Origin of the sequence: Microbacterium sp. (genome assembly GCF_052099035.1) — a bacterium.
In the GTDB taxonomy this organism is placed as follows: Bacteria; Actinomycetota; Actinomycetes; order Actinomycetales; family Microbacteriaceae; genus Microbacterium.
This window is the reverse complement of the sequence record NZ_JBQDSX010000012.1, coordinates 63,846-79,908: the sequence shown is the minus strand read 5'-3', so window position 1 is coordinate 79,908 and position 16,063 is coordinate 63,846. Positions and strand designations below refer to the sequence as shown.

Below are 16,063 nucleotides of genomic sequence, written 5' to 3'. Positions count from 1 at the left end.
CCCCCCCCCCCCCCCCACCCCACCCCCCCCCCCCCCCCCGGGGGGGGGGGGGGGGGGGCCCCCCCCCCCCCCCCCCCGCCACCGTGTTGTTCAGAAACAACTCATAGGCTGTGCACATGAACGGAACCCTGCGCACACGCACTCGACTTCTTCTCGCGCTGCCCATCGCGGCGGCAGCGATCTCGCTCGCCGCCTGCTCCGGCGTCGGCGCGACCGGTGGTGGCGACTCCCGCCCGTCCGCGGACGAGCTCAGCGCTGGAATCACCACGATCCTCGAGGACGCCGGCCAGGGCGACCTCCTCACCAGCGACCAGATCGACTGCATCGCCGGTGAATTCCTCGACTCGAAGGTCTCCGACGAAGACCTCAGCAACCTCGCCGCAGGCAAGGACGAGCAGACCGATGAGGACGCCAAGACGCTGGTGTCTCAGACGATGTCCGACGCCGCTACGACCTGCGCCACCACCGAGTAACGCCTAAGCCCGCGACTGCGGCCGCGTCGCACCGCGCGTATCCAGAGCGAGCTCTTCGGCGTCGATCGCCGCCAGGAGCTCGCGCATGAGCTCCTCGTCGAGATTGTCATCATCCCTCTCGGCGAGGAGCACTTCGCGCCGCACATGCAGCCACCCCTTCGACAGCTCGACGAGGTCATCGTAAGAGGGCCGCGGGACGGATTCCTCCATCTCCTGCGCACGATCGGTATCGATCTCGACCCGCGTCATCCGGGTCGTGAAGGCATCGAACGCCTTCATCTCCTTCTCGCCGTACTTCTGCGCCCATTGCTCGCGCTGCGCGACGATGAATGCCTTGCCCACCTCGCTGCTCCGTTTGCGCACAGCGGCAATAGCCCTGGCATCCTCGTCATGGTCGACATCACCGGCGACCTCGAGCTGGCGGATCAACAGTGGCAGCGTCAACCCCTGCACGAGCAGCGTCGCCACCGTCACGATGAACGCGACCACGACGATCGCGTGCGACGCCTTATCGTCGAGCGCCGCAAGATCGGATGCCGCGAGCGCCGTCGCCAGCGTCACGACGCCGCGCATCCCCGCCCAGGAGATGACCGCGTTGTCCTTCCAGTCCAGCGTCGGCTCGGTGAGGCGCTTGCGCATCTGCTCGGCCGTGAGGGGCTCGCGACCTCGTCGCTGCGGGGGTGCCTCGAACCTTCCCGTCGCCGTCATCCGCTCCCATCGCTGCAGGCGCTTGCGCTCCATCCACCGCGCCCACGCATGCGCGGGATAGATGTACGCCGGCCGCACCAGCAGGACCGTCAGCAGCACGCCACCGGACAGAACCAAAATGAGCGGCACCGACTCCGACCCGAGGTCGCTGAGCACGCGCGGGAACTGCAGCCCGATGTACGCGAAGACGAAGCTCTCCAGCAGCAGATCCGCCGACAGCCACAGCGGCGCCTCCTGCTGCCTGGTCGTGTAGTCGGTACGGGGCGCGTTGAACCCCACATACAGTCCCATCGCGACGACCGCGAGCACGCCCGATCCTCCCAGGTGCTCGGCGATCGCATACGCACCGAAAGGCACGAGCAGACCGAACGTCCCAATCACCACGGGATCGGCGACCCGCATGCGCAGCTGATGCAGCACTATGCCGAACACCAGGCCGACCACGATCCCGACAACCACAGCGATCACGAACTGCCAGATGCCGTCCCACACGCCGATCGCAGCTCCAGCAATCATCGCGGCGAACACCCGGTACAGCGTCAGCGAGGTCGCATCGTTGATGAGGCTCTCCCCTGACAGCACCGTCATGATGCGCCGCGGGAGGCCGAGCTTGCGGCCGATCGCCGCTGCGGAGACGGCATCGGGAGGTGCGACGATCGCGCCCAGCAGCAGGGCGCCGGGAAGAGTCAGCGACGGCATGATCAGCCATGCGACCACTCCGACGACGGCCGTGGTGAGCAGCACCAGCCAGATCCCCAGCCGACGGATCTGCGGCAGGCTGCGCTTGAACCCCACGAACGAGACATCGAGTGCGGCCGAGTACAGCAAAGGCGGCAGCACCACGTTCAGCAGCACGTGGCCGTCGATATTCATCTCGGGGATGAAGGGCAGAAAGGATGCCGCGAGCGCCACGACCGTGACCAGCAGAGGCGCTGGCCACCCGCGCCAGCGCGCGATGGCCGCCACGATCACAGCACCGACGAGAACGTAGAAGAGGGTCGCGTCCATACAGAAAGATTAGTGGCGCAGTTCTCGGGAATGACCGTCGCCTCCGAACAGTTGCAACGGATGATGACTGCTTCAGCCCCCGCCCTGTCCGTGCTCGACCTCGTCCCGGTGCGCACCGGCCAGACCAGTGCCGAGGCCATCACCGCCTCGATGTCACTCGCGGAGACCGCCGATCGCCTCGGCTATCTCCGCTACTGGTTTGCCGAGCACCACAACATGCCGGCCGTGGCATCCACCACTCCTCCGGTCCTCATCGCCGCAGCCGCGTCGCGCACGAAGACAATGCGCCTGGGCTCGGGCGGAGTCATGCTGCCCAACCACGCCCCGCTCATCGTCGCCGAGCAGTTCGCAGCGCTCGAGGCCCTCGCCCCCGGACGCATCGACCTCGGCCTCGGCCGCGCCCCCGGAAGCGACCCGGTCATCACACAGCTACTGCGCACGTCCGGCACGACCAGCGACGTCGAGCAGTTCCCGCGCCATGTGCAGGACATCTCGATGCTCCTCGGCGGCGAGGGTGCGACGGTGCGCTTCACCTCCGGCAGCGAGTACATCGTGCACTCGACGCCTGCCGCGGTCGGCGTCCCTGAGGTGTGGCTGCTGGGTTCGAGCGACTATTCGGCTCAGCTCGCAGCATCCCAGGGCCTGCCGTATGTGTTCGCCAACCACTTCTCCGGGCAGGGCCTGGAGCGCGCACTCGATCTGTACCGAACCGGATATCAGCCGAGCGAGGCGCACCCGCAGCCACGCACATTCCTCACGGTCAACGTCGTCGCCGCGCCCACCGCCGAAGAGGCGGAGGAGCGCGCACTGCCCCAGCTGCGGATGATGTCGCGTCTGCGCCTGAACAAGCCGCTCATCGCGCTCGAGACGGTCGATGAGGCACTGGCCGCAGCATCCGATCCCGCGACCGATCAAGCCGTCGCGGCCGGCCGCGCGCGCTGGTTCGTCGGAACCGGCGCCTCCGTGGCGACCGAAGTGCGCGAGTTCGCCGCGAAGTTCGGCGTCGACGAGGTCATGATCTCGCCCGTTGCCGGCGCGTACGCGACCGAGGCGATGGATGCCGCGACCGGCCGCTCACAGACACTCGAGCTGGTCGCCGCCGCGCTGTAGGGCGGGCGCTGCGCTCAGCGCCGGCATCCGCGGGAGGGCCGTTACTGCTCCGGCGCACCCGAGAGCAGGTCGCGCAGCCAGTCACGTGCCTCGACGAAGACGTCGTCGGAGTAACGGTCGGGGTACTGGACGATCCGGCGGTCAGCCCGCGGGTACGAACCGAGGAACACGACGCGGGGGCTGAACCGGCGGATGCCGAGCAGCGCATCCGCCATGCGCTCATCCTGCACGTGCCCGTCCGCGTCGATGACGAACCGGTAGCGGCCGAGGGCATCACCGATCGGACGGGACTCGATGAGCGACAGGTTGATGCCGCGGGTCGAGAACTGCTCGAGCATGTCGAGCAGGGCGCCGGGCTGATCGTTCGGCAGTTCGACGATGAGCGAAGTCTTGTCGGCCCCGGTCGGATCCGGCGCCATGGTCGTCTGCGTCACCAGCACGAAGCGCGTGACGGCAGAGGTGTTGTCGCCGATCTCGGATGCCAGCACATCGACGTCGTAGTGCTGCACGATGTTCGGCGGTGCGATCGCCGCCTGCGCGGGAGAGGAGCCCTCGAGCACACCGATAGCGGATGCCACATTGCTGGCCGCAGGAACATGGGAGTGGTTCGGCAGGTGCTCGCCGAGCCAGCCGTGGCACTGCGCGTAGGCGACGGGGTGGGCTGCGATCACCGTCACGTCCTCGAGCTTCGTGCCGCGCGGGGCGACGAGCACGAAGTTCACGCGCACCAGGTACTCGCCGACGATGCGCAGACCAGGAAGAGTGGCCAGAGCATCCTGCGTCGTGGAGACGCCGCCCTCGATCGAGTTCTCGATCGCGATCATCGCGGCGTGGCTGCGTCCCTCGAGAACGTCCGCGAGAGCCTCACCCACGTTGTGCACCGCACGCCACTGCTGGCCTCGGGCCTCAGCGACCTGATCGAGGGCCGCTTCGGTGAAGGTGCCCGCGGGGCCGAGATAGCTGTATGTGCGCCGTTCAGTCACGCGTTTCACCTTAGCCCCGTGTCCGATGATGCGCGTGTGTGTCATTGCGCGTGCGCGCGAGCCCGGATCGGGGCACACTTGAATCATGACCAGCCGTGCCGGCCTCCCCGCGGAGGAAAAAGACCTCATCGACGTCGACGCACTCATCGTCGCGTACTACGACCGCCATCCGGATCCGTCGGACCCGGCGCAGCGCGTGGCGTTCGGGACGAGTGGCCATCGCGGCTCGTCGCTTTCGGGCAGCTTCAACGAGAACCACATTCTCGCCACCACCCAGGCGATCGTCGACTACCGGCGCACGCAGGGGATCACCGGTCCCCTCTTCCTCGGCCGCGACACCCACGCACTGTCGCTGCCGGCCGAGCGCACCGCGATCGAGGTGCTCGTCGCGAACGGCGTCGACATCCGGGTCGACTCCCGCGACTCGTGGGTGCCGACCCCGGCGCTCAGTCACGCGATCCTCACGTACAACCGCGCCCTTGCTCCGGATGCTGCCGGCCGAGCCGATGGCATCGTCGTCACCCCGTCGCACAACCCGCCTCGCGATGGCGGCTTCAAATACAACCCGCCGCACGGCGGCCCCGCCGACACCGACGCCACGAGCTGGATCGCCGATCGCGCGAATGAGCTCATCGAAGGCGGTCTTGCCGACGTGAAAGCCGAGAGCTTCGCCGACATCGACTGGGACGCCCTGCAGAACTACGACTTCCGCGACGCCTATGTGCGCGATCTGCCGTCGATCATCGATCTGGATGCCATCAAGAAGGCCGGCGTCCGCATCGGCGCTGATCCCCTCGGCGGCGCATCCGTGGAGTACTGGGCGCTCATCAAGGAGATGCATGGTCTCGACCTCACCGTCGTGAACCCCGAGGTCGATCCGACCTGGCGCTTCATGACGCTGGACTGGGACGAGAAGATCCGGATGGATCCGTCCTCACCCTCCGCGATGGCATCCCTCGTCGCTCGCCGGGACGATTTCGATGTCCTCACCGGAAACGACGCCGACGCCGACCGGCACGGCATCGTCACCCCCGATGCCGGCCTCATGAACCCCAACCACTACCTCGCCGTCGCGATCGACTACCTGTTCTCGCACCGCGCGGATTGGCCGCGGGATGCCGCGATCGGCAAGACCCTCGTCTCGTCGATGATCATCGACCGTGTCGCCGAATCACTCGGCCGCAAGCTGCTCGAGGTTCCCGTCGGGTTCAAGTGGTTCGTGCCGGGGCTCCTCGACGGCTCCGTGGCCTTCGGCTGCGAGGAGTCCGCCGGAGCATCCTTCCTGCGCCGCGACGGGAGCGTCTGGTCGACAGACAAGGACGGCATCCTGCTGTGCCTGCTCGCCGCCGAGATCATCGCGGTCACGGGAAAGAGCCCCTCGGAGCGCTATGCCGAACTCGAGCAGGCATTCGGAGCATCCGCCTATCAGCGGGTCGACGCGCCGGCCACGCCCGAGCAGAAGGCTGTCCTGTCGCGACTTTCTCCGGATGCTGTCGCCGCGACGACCCTCGCCGGCGAGGAGATCACCGGGAAACTGTCGCACGCGCCCGGAAACGGTGCCGCGATCGGCGGGCTCAAGGTGCAGACCGAACACGCCTGGTTCGCCGCGCGTCCGTCGGGTACCGAAGACGTCTACAAGCTCTACGCCGAGAGCCTTCGCGGCCCGGAGCATCTCGCCGAGGTCCAGGAAGAGGCCCGCGCCGTGGTCGCAGCCGCCCTCGGCGGCTGAGCGCGGGCGGGCGCCCGCGCGCCCTACCCCGGCGTTCAGGTCGCGATCTTGGTCGCTCTGAGCCCGTCAGAGCGACAGAGATTGCGACCTGAACGTGCGCAACGCGGCAGCCTCGGATGCCAGCAACGCCGGGTCATCCCCGGGCACGAACTCGAGCAGAGCATCGCGCGGAGGCACCTGTTGCGCACGCGCCGAGGCAAAGAGCTTCTGCCACAGCTCGCCGCGCTCGTCGAGCCGCAGCCGCTCCGTCTCCGGCCACCACGAGAACACATGCACCGCGCTGGTGCGTGCAGCCACCGCTTCGTACTCGGCGAGCGCGACAGCATCGGATGCACCAACAGTCGGCTGCCAGTAGGTCGACAGTCGCGATCCGACATCAGCCAGCAAGCACAGCACGGCCTCCGGGGTGTCAGCCAGGGTTCCGCCGTGAAATTCCAACGCCAGGCGGATGCCGCGATCCGACGCTTCGTCGACAGCATCCCGAAGCCGGCTGACGACCTGTGCATATTCATCCGGGGTCGCATCGGGCGAGCCGGTCTGCCCTGCCCACACTCGTACCCGGTCAGCGCCCAACGCCTGCGCGCTGTCGAGGATCGGCGTGAGCGGCTCGGCCGCGCCCGCGCGAAAGTATGAGCCGTATGAGCTGACGGCGAGCCCGGCATCCATCGTCAGCGCTGAAATCTGCGCCGCACGCTCCGGGTCCCCCGGCGGAACATGCACGTCGCCGCCCCACTCGATGACCTCGAGTCCGGCATCCGCTGCGAGCGGTGCGATCTGCTCGGGCGTGAGCTGACGGAAGGTCACCGAGCACAGGCCGATTCTGATCGTCATGCGCTCTCCCGCTCGATCAGGCGGGTCGGTATGAGGATCGCCGGCGCCGACTCCGCGTCTTCGATGTCGGCGACGAGCGCTGCCACGGCCGCCTCTGCGAGCGCAGCGAAGTCCTGACGGATCGTCGTCAGCGGAGGGCGGTAGTTCGCAGCATCCGGAACGTCATCGAAGCCGACCACGCTGACGCCATCGGGGACGATCCTGCCCAACTCGGAGAGTCCGCGCATGAGCCCGAGCGCCATCTGATCGTTCGCGCAGAAGATCGCGGTCGCCTGCTCGAGCGACGCGGCGGCGGCATAACCGGAGGTCGCCGACCAGTCCCCCCGCACCAGCTGCGGAGCCTCGATTCCAGCATCCCGCAAGGCCTCGCGCCATCCCAGCTCACGCTCTGCGGCAGCGAACGAGTCCGCCGGGCCCGCCAGGTGATGCACACTCGGGTGGCCGAGGCTCAGCAGATGACGAGTCGCCTCTGCCGCACCTCCGGCATGATCACTGCTCACCGAACGCAGGGCGGGTGCGAGGTCCGTCGCATGGTGTGCCGCACCATCGACCACCACGAGGCGGAGCCCCGCGGGAGCGTCGGAGGGCTGCGTGAGGGCGGATGCCTCGTTGAGCACGATCGCGCCGTCGACACTCTGATCCTGCAGCCGTTCGAATGCTTCGGCGACGCTGCCGGCGGCCGTCACGACGACCAGCGCGTAGCCGCGACGCTCCGCCGCTTCAGCGGCGGCCTGCAGCATCCGCGAGTTACCGACCGTGGCCAGCGTCGTGACGACAAGCCCGATCGTGTGGGTGCGGCCGGTGCGCAGAGCGCGCGCAGCCCGGTGCGGACGGTAGCCGAGCTCGGCCATCGCCGTCTCGACGCGCGCACGCGTGGCGGGGTCGACGCGCGGGCTGTCGTTCACAACACGCGAGACGGTCTGACCGGAGACCCCGGCACGACTGGCGACCATCGCCATCGAGACGCGGCCGGATGGAGCGCTTCGGCGCCTCCGCTGCTTCGCAGGGCCGAACAGATCATCGGTCACCGGCATCCTCCGATCACGCGTGTGCGCCGCTGACCGCGCACAACTCCGGAGTGTTGACGTTACCATCCTCCAACAGGTACCGTGTTTACGTGAACATCGAAGAATCTCCGGAGTTGTGCGCGATCGAACTCAGCGCCGGCGTCGTAAAACGCGCCGCAGTGCTCGCCGACGGCCGCGAACTGTTCTACTACGACGACCCCGGCACCTCGCTCGGCGCCGAGCGCGCTGTCGACGCCCGCGACCTCGCCCCGCGTCCCGACAGCGCGAGCATGCGCCTCGACGTCCTCACCGGCGACTGGATCACGGTCGCCGCGAACCGTCAGAACCGCGTCATGATGCCCGGAGCGGACGCTGACCCGCTCGCGCCGCAGACGCCGACGAACCCGTCCGAGGTGCCGTCTCTCTACGACGTCGCCGTGTTCGAGAACCGCTCCCCCGCCTTCGGCCCCGCTCTTACCGAGGCCACCGGCACCGCGCCCGGAGCGAAGAACCCTCCTCGCGGACTCGATGACCTGGCCGCGCTCGGACTCGAGCGCACACGAACCGCTGTAGGCCGCTGCGAGGTCGTCTGCTTCAGCCCCGATCATTCCGGCTCGTTCGGAACGCAGTCGGTCACACGCGCACGCACCGTGATCGAAGCCTGGGCCGACCGCACTGCAGCCCTCTCGCAGCTGCCGGGAATCGAGCAGATCTTCCCGTTCGAGAACCGCGGCGAAGCCATCGGCGTCACACTGCCCCACCCGCACGGGCAGATCTACGCCTACCCCTATGTCACGCCGCGCACGACCAGGACGCTGGAGAGCATCGAGCGCACCGCGCCGGATCTGTTCCAGCGCATCCTCGAATCCGAACAGGACTCCGAGCGCGTCGTGTTCCGCGGCGAGCACTGGACGGCGTTCGTGCCGTTCGCCGCGCGCTGGCCGCTCGAAGTGCACCTCATGCCGCATCGGCACGTGCCGGACTTCGCCGAGACCACCGACGCCGAGCGCGACGAGCTCGCCCCGCTGTACCTGAAGCTGCTGCGCGGCGTCGATGCGCTCTACGACACCCCCACCCCGTACATCGCCGCCTGGCACCAGGCGCCGGTGCACGTCGGCCGCGACTCGGTACGTCTGCACCTGCAGCTGACGAGCCCGCGCCGCGCTGCGGACAAGCTGAAGTTCCTCGCCGGGTCGGAGGCCGCCATGTGGGCGTGGGCCGCCGAAGTCACCCCTGAGCAGGGCGCAGAGCGGATCCGCGAGGCAATCGCACGTGCGGAAGAGGTGGGCGCGTGACCCTTCGGCAGGCTCAGGGATCGGGAGCGGCGGCTCAGGGATCGGAAGCAGCCGCTCAGGCCGTCACGCTGTTTGAGAACCTTACCGGCCACACCCCCGCGGGCGTCTGGTCCGCACCGGGCCGCGTGAACCTGATCGGTGAGCACACCGACTACAACGACGGCTTCGTGCTGCCGTTCGCGATTCCGCACCGCACATATGCCGCTGTCGGCATGCGTGACGACGGGCGTATTCGCGTAGCATCCACCTTCGCCGACGAGCCGGTCGAGGTCGGCCTCGACGAGCTGGCCACGCTGTTTCCGACCACCGCGGGCGAGAAGCCGGCGGTCGCGGAGTGGGCCGCGTATCCGCTCGGTGTCGCTTGGGCGCTGCTCGTCGATGGCGCCACAGGCTCCGGCGTCGACATCGCGATCGCGTCCGACGTCCCCGTCGGCGCTGGGCTGTCATCGTCCGCCGCCATCGAGGGCGCCACCGCGGGTGCGCTGAACGACCTGTGGGACATCGGTCTCGACGGCACCGCACTTGCCCGCATCGGGCGCCGCGCCGAGAACGAGGCCGTCGGTGCGCCGACCGGAATCATGGATCAGATGGCATCCATGCTCGGCGAACGCGATCAGGCGCTGTTCCTGGACTGCCGCACGCTCGACGCGAACCTCGTCGAACTCGGCATGGCCGATGCAGGGCTGACGATCCTCGTCATGGACACGCAGGTGAAGCATGCGCACTCCACGGGCGGATACCGCGAACGTCGCGCATCGTGCGAGCAGGGTGCTGCCATCATGGGCGTCCCGTCGCTGCGGGATGTGTCCGTGGACGATCTCGTACGTGCTGAGGAGCTCATGGACGATGTGACCTTCCGCCGCGTGCGCCACATCGTCACCGAGAATCAGCGCGTGCTCGACACTGTGCGGGTGCTGCGTGAGAGCGGTGCGCGTGCGATCGGCGACCTGCTCATCGCCTCCCACGCGTCGATGCGCGACGACTTCGAGATCTCCACGCCCGAGCTCGACGTGGCTGTCGACACCGCACTGACATCGGGAGCGATCGGTGCGCGCATGACCGGTGGCGGATTCGGCGGCGCCGCGATCGCACTGATCGAGAAGGCCGCAGGGCAGCAGGTTTCGGATGCCGTGACCGCCGCGTTCGCGGCATCCGGTTTCACTGCACCGCACATCTTCGAGGTCGCTCCCGCGGCCGGCGCGCACCGCGACGTGTGACCACACCTCCGTTCAGGTCGCGATCTCCGTCGTTATCCCGGCCTCAGAGCGACAGAGTTTGCGACCTGAACGGGATGGGAGAATGGGACTACCGACGAGAGGGAGCACATGAGTTGGATCGTCACCGGCGGCGCCGGGTACATCGGAGCACACGTCGTTCGCGCACTGGCGGATGCCGGGCTCACCCCGGTCGTCCTCGATGACCTCTCCAGCGGTCAGACATCGTTCATCCCCGAGGGTGTGCCCTTCGTCAGCGGCAGCATCCTCGACCGCGAACTCGTCGAGAAGACGCTGCGCGATCACCATGCCGAGGGCGTCATCCACGTCGCCGGATTCAAGTACGCCGGCGTCTCGGTGCAGCGACCGATGCACACCTACGCGCAGAACGTCGAAGGCACTCGCGTGATCCTCGAAGCGATGGAAGCCGCCGGCGTCCACAACATCGTCTTCTCCTCTTCCGCAGCTGTCTTCGGCACCCCGGACGTCGCGCTGGTCGTCGAAGACACCGCGAAGAAGCCGGCAAGCCCGTACGGCGAATCGAAACTGATCGGCGAATGGATGCTGCGCGACCAGGCGATCGCGACAGCTGAGTCCGAGCACCCGCTGCGTCACACGTCCCTGCGCTACTTCAACGTCGTCGGCTCCGCCGACACGACCGTGTACGACGTGAGCCCGCACAATCTCTTCCCCATCGTGTTCGAGAAGCTCATCGCCGGTGAGACGCCGCGCATCAACGGCGATGACTATGCGACCGAGGACGGCACGAACGTTCGCGACTACGTCCACGTCGGCGACATCGCGGCCGCCCACGTCGAGGCTGCGAAGCGCCTGGCATCCGGTCAGTCGATCGAGGCCGCGTACAACCTCGGCTCCGGCGACGGCTTGAGCGTGAAGCAGATCATGGATGCCATGGTCCGCGTCACCGGAATCGACTTCACGCCCGAGATCGGCCCGCGCCGTCCCGGCGACCCAGACCGCATCGTCGCGACGGGTGAGCTCGCCGCCCGCGACCTGGACTGGAAGATGCGCTACACCGTCGACGAGATGGTGCGCACGGGGTGGGAAGCCCGCCGCGCGGCGGAGTAACCCCCGCCGCGCCGCCCGCTACGCGTTCCCGAGCGCGATGAGCTGCTCGATCTGATCGGTGACCGAGGCATCCCCCGTGAACAGCGCGATGCGCCCGATCGGGAACGACGCCATCATCTTCTGCATCGCGTCCTCGCCCTCCATCATCGATGCGCCGGCAGCATCCATCGGCGCGAGGTCGGCCATCATGGCATCCATCGCCTGCTTCGCCACGGGACCCGCGACGGGATGCGCGAGCACCTCGCCGACCGACGAGTTCATCGTCAACGGCACGACGACCTCATCGCCGGCGACCTCGATCGTCGTGGACGAGCGGATGTCGCGGCTCGATGCGCCGACCTCGACGCGGTAGTCGCCGCCCTCGACAGTCCAGCGGTCCACGCGGATGTCCCAGTACGCGAGGTCCGCGCGGCGCACGTTCACCTGCACGTCGGCTGTCTCGCCCGCAGCGATCTCCACCGATGCGAAGCCCTTGAGCTCGCGCGGTGCCCGCTCAACCTCTGATGAGACCGGCGACACGTAGACCTGCACGACCTCGCGTCCATCGCGCGCACCGGTGTTCGTCACAGGAACGGTCACGGTGACATCGCCCGAGCCCGAGCCCGCGTCTGCCGCAACGGCGGCCGACGCCGCACCGTACGCGAACGTCGTGTACGAGAGGCCATGCCCGAAGGGATAAGCGACTTCGAGGTCACGGGCGTCGTACCAGCGGTATCCGACGAGGATGCCCTCGCCGTAGCGGACGTGTCCGCGCGAACCGGGGAAGTTACCGAAGGACGGGTTGTCCTCCAGCCGCAGCGGCACGGTCTCGGTGAGGCGGCCGGCAGGGTTCACGATGCCGAACAGCACGTCGGCGGTCGCCCCTCCTCCGGCCTGTCCGAGCAGCCAGCCCTCGACGATCGCCGGGACGTCGTCGCGGAACGGCAGCGCGACCACACCCCCGTTGGAGAGCACGACGACGACGTTCTCGTTCGCCGCGCGAACAGCCTCGAGCAGCTCGAGCTGATCGGCGGGAAGATCGATGTGCGCACGGTCGAAGCCCTCCGACTCCTCCTGAGCAGGCAGTCCGAGGAACAGGACGACGACATCGGTGGATGTCGCGGCATCCACCGCCTCGGCGCGCAGCTGCGCAGCATCCGCCGAAGAACCGGCCCCGATCGCGAACCCGGGCGCGAAGGTGACTTCGCCACCTGCCAGCGCGCGGATCTCGTCAAGTGCACTGTCGACGCGGGTCGGGTTGATGAGCGAGGATCCGGCGCCCTGGAAGCGCGGCGTGCGCGCAAACTCACCGATCACGGCGATGCGCGCGTCGCGCGACAGCGGCAGTACGTCGTCGTTCTTCAGCAGCACGATCGAGCGTCCAGCCGCCTCGCGGGCCAGCGCGTGGTGCGCGATGACATCGAGGGGCCCGTCAGCCGCCGGCCGAGCGGCGGCCTTCTCGGTCAGGTCGATGGCGCGCTGCGCTGCGACATCCAGCGTCTTCTCGTCGAGGACTCCGTCGCGGACCGCCTGCACGAGCTGCGCATCGGTACGGCCGCCGCTCGCGGGCATTTCGAGATCGAGCCCTGCCGGAAGTCCGGTCACACGATCGTTGACCGCACCCCAGTCCGAGACGACGAGACCCTCGAAGCCCCAGTCATCGCGCAGGACGCTCGTGAGTAGCCACGGGTCCTCCGACGTGTAAACGCCGTTGAGGCGGTTGTACGAGCACATGACCGTCCACGGCTGCTCGTCGCGAACGACCCGCTCGAACCCGCGCAGGTAGATCTCGTGCAGCGGACGCGGGTCGACATCGCTCGAGGAACGCAGGCGATCGGTTTCCTGGTTGTTCGCAGCGAAATGCTTGAGCGACGTACCCACGCCCTGGGACTGGATGCCGCGCACAAGCGCCGCGCTGAGCACACCGGAGATCAGCGGGTCCTCGGAGAAGTACTCGAAGTTGCGACCGCACAGCGGCGAGCGCTTGATGTTGATGCCGGGGCCGAGGAGCACCGCAACGTTCTCGATCGCGGCCTCGGTGCCGAGCGCCTCGCCGACGCGCTCGGCGAGGGCAGGATCCCAGGACGAACCCAGCGCGACGGCCGGCGGGAAGCACGTCGCCGGGATGCTGTCGGACAGCCCCAGATGATCGGATGCTCCGGCCTGCTTGCGCAGGCCATGGGGTCCGTCGGTGAGCATCAAGGACGGGATGCCGACGCGCTCAACGCCCTTGGTGTGCCAGAAGTCGGCACCGCTGGTCAGCGCGGCCTTCTCCTCGAGGGTGAGATCGGATGCGGAAATCTGGGTCATATTCAAAACCTAGCTTCACTCGGTTTTAGCTGTCAAGTGCTCTACGCTCATATTCATGGCACGTCGAGGTTCATACGCAAAGGGTGTCGCCAAGCGCGAGGAGATCCTCGAACGAGCCCTCGAGGTCATCGCCCAGGACGGCTATCGCGCAGCATCCGTCAAAGAGATCGCGGATGCCGTAGGCCTCAGCCAGCCGGGCCTCCTGCACTACTTCGCGTCGAAGGAGGAGCTCTTCGTCGAGATCCTCCGCAAACGCGACGAGATGGACCAGTCATCGCTGGACGGGTCCATCGACGAACTGCGCGCGAAGTTCTTGAGCGTCATCGAGCACAATGCCTCCACTCCGGGCCTGGTCGAACTGTTCTCGCGGCAAGCGGTCGAGGGGGCCGACCCCCAGCATCCCGCGCACGACTTCTTCCTGCAGCGCGGTGCGGGGCTGCGCGCCGCTTTCGCCGAGGGTGCCCGTCCTGCTGGCGAGGAATCACGTCCTGTTGGCGAGGAAGCATCCGAATTCGTCGCCGGGATGGATGCCGAGACCGCCGCCCGTATCTTCCAGGCCGTCGCCGACGGTGTGCAGCTGCAGTGGCTGCTCGATCCCACCGTCGACATGGCCGGGATCGTGGATACGCTGTTGAACCTCCTCATCACACGGAGCGACCATGACTGATCCGATCGTTCAGACTGCACGCGGACCCGTTCGGGTGCTGGAGAGAGCGGACTCGCTCGCATTCCTCGGCATCCCGTTCGCGAAGCCGCCGGTCGGCGAACTGCGGTTCGCGGCCCCTGTTCCGCCCGATCCCTGGACGGAAACCCTGGATGCCACCGAGTACGGAGCGACTGCGCTGCGGATCTCGGGCGTCGACAACCTCATCCCCGAGCCCGCGATTCCCGGCAAGAGCACGCTGAACGTCAACGTGTTCACACCGTCGCCGGACGGATCGCTCCCCGTGCTCGTCTGGATCCACGGCGGCGGATACACCGAGGGATCCCCCGCGAGCCCCTGGTACGACGGCAGCGCCTTCAACCGCGACGGCGTCGTCACCGTCTCGGTCTCGTACCGGCTCGGATTCGACGGCTTCGGGTACATCTCCGACGCCCCGGCGAACCGCGGTGTGCTCGACTGGATCGCGGCACTCGAATGGGTGCAGCAGAACATCGCCTCCTTCGGCGGCGACCCGAATCGCGTCACGATCGGCGGGCAGTCTGCCGGCGGTGGCGCCGTGCTGACATTGCTCGGGATGCCGCAGGCACAGCACCTGTTCCACCAGGCGATGTCGTTCTCCGGCGCCTTGGCCGATGTTCCACTGGCGACCGCGCGCGCCCGCGGCGAGCGGATCGCCGAGCTCGGAGAGGTCACCGCCGACGTCGAGGGATTCCGCAGCCTGACTGAGCGCCGTATCCGCCAGCTGCAGCCGAAGGCCGCCACACCTCGCAAGGGGATCGGGATGGTTCTCGACATGCTGACCGATGGCCTGCCGTGGGGTCCGATGGTCGATGGGGAGTTGATCCAGCATCCGACTGTGGACTCTCTCGCCTCCGGGGTGGGTGGCGACAAGCCGCTGCTGCTGGGCGCGGCCGATGACGAATTCACCATGGTCGCCGAGAACGAGGCGGGGAAGCTGCGGTTCGTCCCGGCGGGGCTTCTGCTGTGGCCGTTCCTGCGCACGCGGGCGATCCGGCGCGCATACCTCGCCGCGAACCGGCCTCAGCGCAAGAAGGGCAGCGTCGCGATGGCCGGAAGATTCATCAGCGACCACATTTTCCGCGTGCTCGTGCCGCGCGTCGCCGAGGCGAGAATCGGTGCGGATGCCGCGACGTGGGCGTACCGGTTCTCCTGGGTATCCCCGACCAAGGGCTGGGCGTGCCACTGCCTCGACGTGCCATTCTGGTTCGACGGGCTCGATCGCGAGAAGGTCGCCTCGCTGGCCGGACCGAATCCTCCGCAGGAGCTGGCAGACGAGATGCACGGCGCTGCGGTCGCTTTCGTTGCTGGTGGGGATCCTGGGTGGTCCGCGTGGTCAACGGATCCCGGCATCGCGCGTGTGTTCGGCGGTTCCGGGGATGCTGTCGCCGCAGACGCCTACGACAGCGTGCTCGCCCTGGTTTGAGGGTCTCGTTTCGACTCGCTGGCGCTCGCTCAACGGCCCGCGGGAGGGGACCCCGCGAGGGAGGGGACCCCGCACGGGCCATTGAGCGCCGGAGCGGACCCTGAGCGGGTCGTTGAGCGCAGGAGCGGAGCGACGAAGACGAAACGGGTTGAGCGAGCGCCAGCGAGTCGAAGCCAGCTAGGCGAGAAGGAGTTCGCGGCCCCCGAGCACGTTGAAGTC

13 protein-coding genes are annotated in these 16,063 nt (G+C 68.0%); 8 read left to right on the top strand and 5 right to left on the bottom strand.

Annotated elements, in window-relative coordinates:
• The first annotated feature begins 116 nt into the window (after positions 1 to 116).
• On the top strand, positions 117 to 473 hold the full coding sequence (locus ACTIAO_RS05990; protein WP_441905362.1) for a hypothetical protein: 357 nt from the start codon (positions 117 to 119) through the stop codon (positions 471 to 473).
• Between the two features lie 3 nt (positions 474 to 476).
• Here the strand turns inward: ACTIAO_RS05990 and ACTIAO_RS05985 are convergent, their stop codons facing one another.
• Positions 477 to 2,189 (bottom strand): cation:proton antiporter, encoded by a 1,713-nt coding sequence (locus tag ACTIAO_RS05985; RefSeq protein WP_441905361.1) that lies wholly within the window; start codon positions 2,187 to 2,189, stop codon positions 477 to 479.
• 63 nt (positions 2,190 to 2,252) lie between these two features.
• Between ACTIAO_RS05985 and ACTIAO_RS05980 the strand changes: the two genes are divergently transcribed.
• Positions 2,253 to 3,299: an LLM class flavin-dependent oxidoreductase gene (locus ACTIAO_RS05980; protein WP_441905360.1), complete on the top strand. Its 1,047-nt coding sequence runs from the start codon at positions 2,253 to 2,255 to the stop codon at positions 3,297 to 3,299.
• 41 nt (positions 3,300 to 3,340) lie between these two features.
• Here the strand turns inward: ACTIAO_RS05980 and pheA are convergent, their stop codons facing one another.
• Positions 3,341 to 4,327, bottom strand: coding sequence for a prephenate dehydratase (pheA, locus tag ACTIAO_RS05975; protein WP_441905359.1), 987 nt, complete (start codon positions 4,325 to 4,327; stop codon positions 3,341 to 3,343).
• A 40-nt stretch (positions 4,328 to 4,367) separates the two neighbouring features.
• Between pheA and pgm the strand changes: the two genes are divergently transcribed.
• On the top strand, positions 4,368 to 6,011 hold the full coding sequence (pgm, locus tag ACTIAO_RS05970) for a phosphoglucomutase (alpha-D-glucose-1,6-bisphosphate-dependent) (RefSeq protein WP_441905358.1): 1,644 nt from the start codon (positions 4,368 to 4,370) through the stop codon (positions 6,009 to 6,011).
• A gap of 66 nt (positions 6,012 to 6,077) precedes the next feature.
• Here pgm and ACTIAO_RS05965 read toward each other — a convergent pair whose 3' ends face one another.
• Both ACTIAO_RS05965 and ACTIAO_RS05960 read right to left on the bottom strand, forming a co-directional pair.
• Positions 6,078 to 6,842 carry a sugar phosphate isomerase/epimerase family protein gene (locus tag ACTIAO_RS05965; RefSeq protein WP_441905357.1) on the bottom strand — a complete coding sequence of 255 codons (765 nt, stop codon included), beginning with the start codon at positions 6,840 to 6,842 and terminating at the stop codon, positions 6,078 to 6,080.
• On the bottom strand, positions 6,839 to 7,801 hold the full coding sequence (locus tag ACTIAO_RS05960) for a LacI family DNA-binding transcriptional regulator (protein ID WP_441905365.1): 963 nt from the start codon (positions 7,799 to 7,801) through the stop codon (positions 6,839 to 6,841). Before ACTIAO_RS05960 ends, ACTIAO_RS05965 begins: the two co-directional genes overlap by 4 nt.
• Positions 7,802 to 7,983: 182 nt before the next feature.
• Between ACTIAO_RS05960 and galT the strand changes: the two genes are divergently transcribed.
• The 3 genes from galT to galE all read left to right on the top strand — a co-directional run bounded on the left by galT (position 7,984) and on the right by galE (position 11,447).
• Entirely contained in the window at positions 7,984 to 9,144 is a 1,161-nt protein-coding gene (gene galT / locus ACTIAO_RS05955) for a galactose-1-phosphate uridylyltransferase (RefSeq protein ID WP_441905364.1), read from the top strand.
• On the top strand, positions 9,141 to 10,361 hold the full coding sequence (gene galK / locus ACTIAO_RS05950) for a galactokinase (RefSeq protein ID WP_441905356.1): 1,221 nt from the start codon (positions 9,141 to 9,143) through the stop codon (positions 10,359 to 10,361). The genes galT and galK overlap by 4 nt, the downstream gene beginning before the upstream one ends.
• Before the next feature lie 108 nt (positions 10,362 to 10,469).
• On the top strand, positions 10,470 to 11,447 hold the full coding sequence (gene galE / locus ACTIAO_RS05945) for a UDP-glucose 4-epimerase GalE (RefSeq protein ID WP_441905355.1): 978 nt from the start codon (positions 10,470 to 10,472) through the stop codon (positions 11,445 to 11,447).
• 18 nt (positions 11,448 to 11,465) lie between these two features.
• On the opposite strand, the gene ACTIAO_RS05940 is transcribed toward galE, so the two are convergent.
• On the bottom strand, positions 11,466 to 13,736 hold the full coding sequence (locus tag ACTIAO_RS05940) for a glycoside hydrolase family 3 C-terminal domain-containing protein (protein WP_441905354.1): 2,271 nt from the start codon (positions 13,734 to 13,736) through the stop codon (positions 11,466 to 11,468).
• 55 nt (positions 13,737 to 13,791) lie between these two features.
• Here ACTIAO_RS05940 and ACTIAO_RS05935 point away from each other — a divergent pair, with 55 nt between their 5' ends.
• Together ACTIAO_RS05935 and ACTIAO_RS05930 are read left to right on the top strand one after the other, a co-directional pair.
• Positions 13,792 to 14,403, top strand: coding sequence for a TetR/AcrR family transcriptional regulator (locus ACTIAO_RS05935; RefSeq protein ID WP_441905353.1), 612 nt, complete (start codon positions 13,792 to 13,794; stop codon positions 14,401 to 14,403).
• A complete protein-coding gene (locus ACTIAO_RS05930) occupies positions 14,396 to 15,844 on the top strand; it encodes a carboxylesterase/lipase family protein (RefSeq protein ID WP_441905352.1) in 1,449 nt (482 codons plus the stop codon). The genes ACTIAO_RS05935 and ACTIAO_RS05930 overlap by 8 nt, the downstream gene beginning before the upstream one ends.
• Positions 15,845 to 16,063 lie beyond the last annotated feature (219 nt).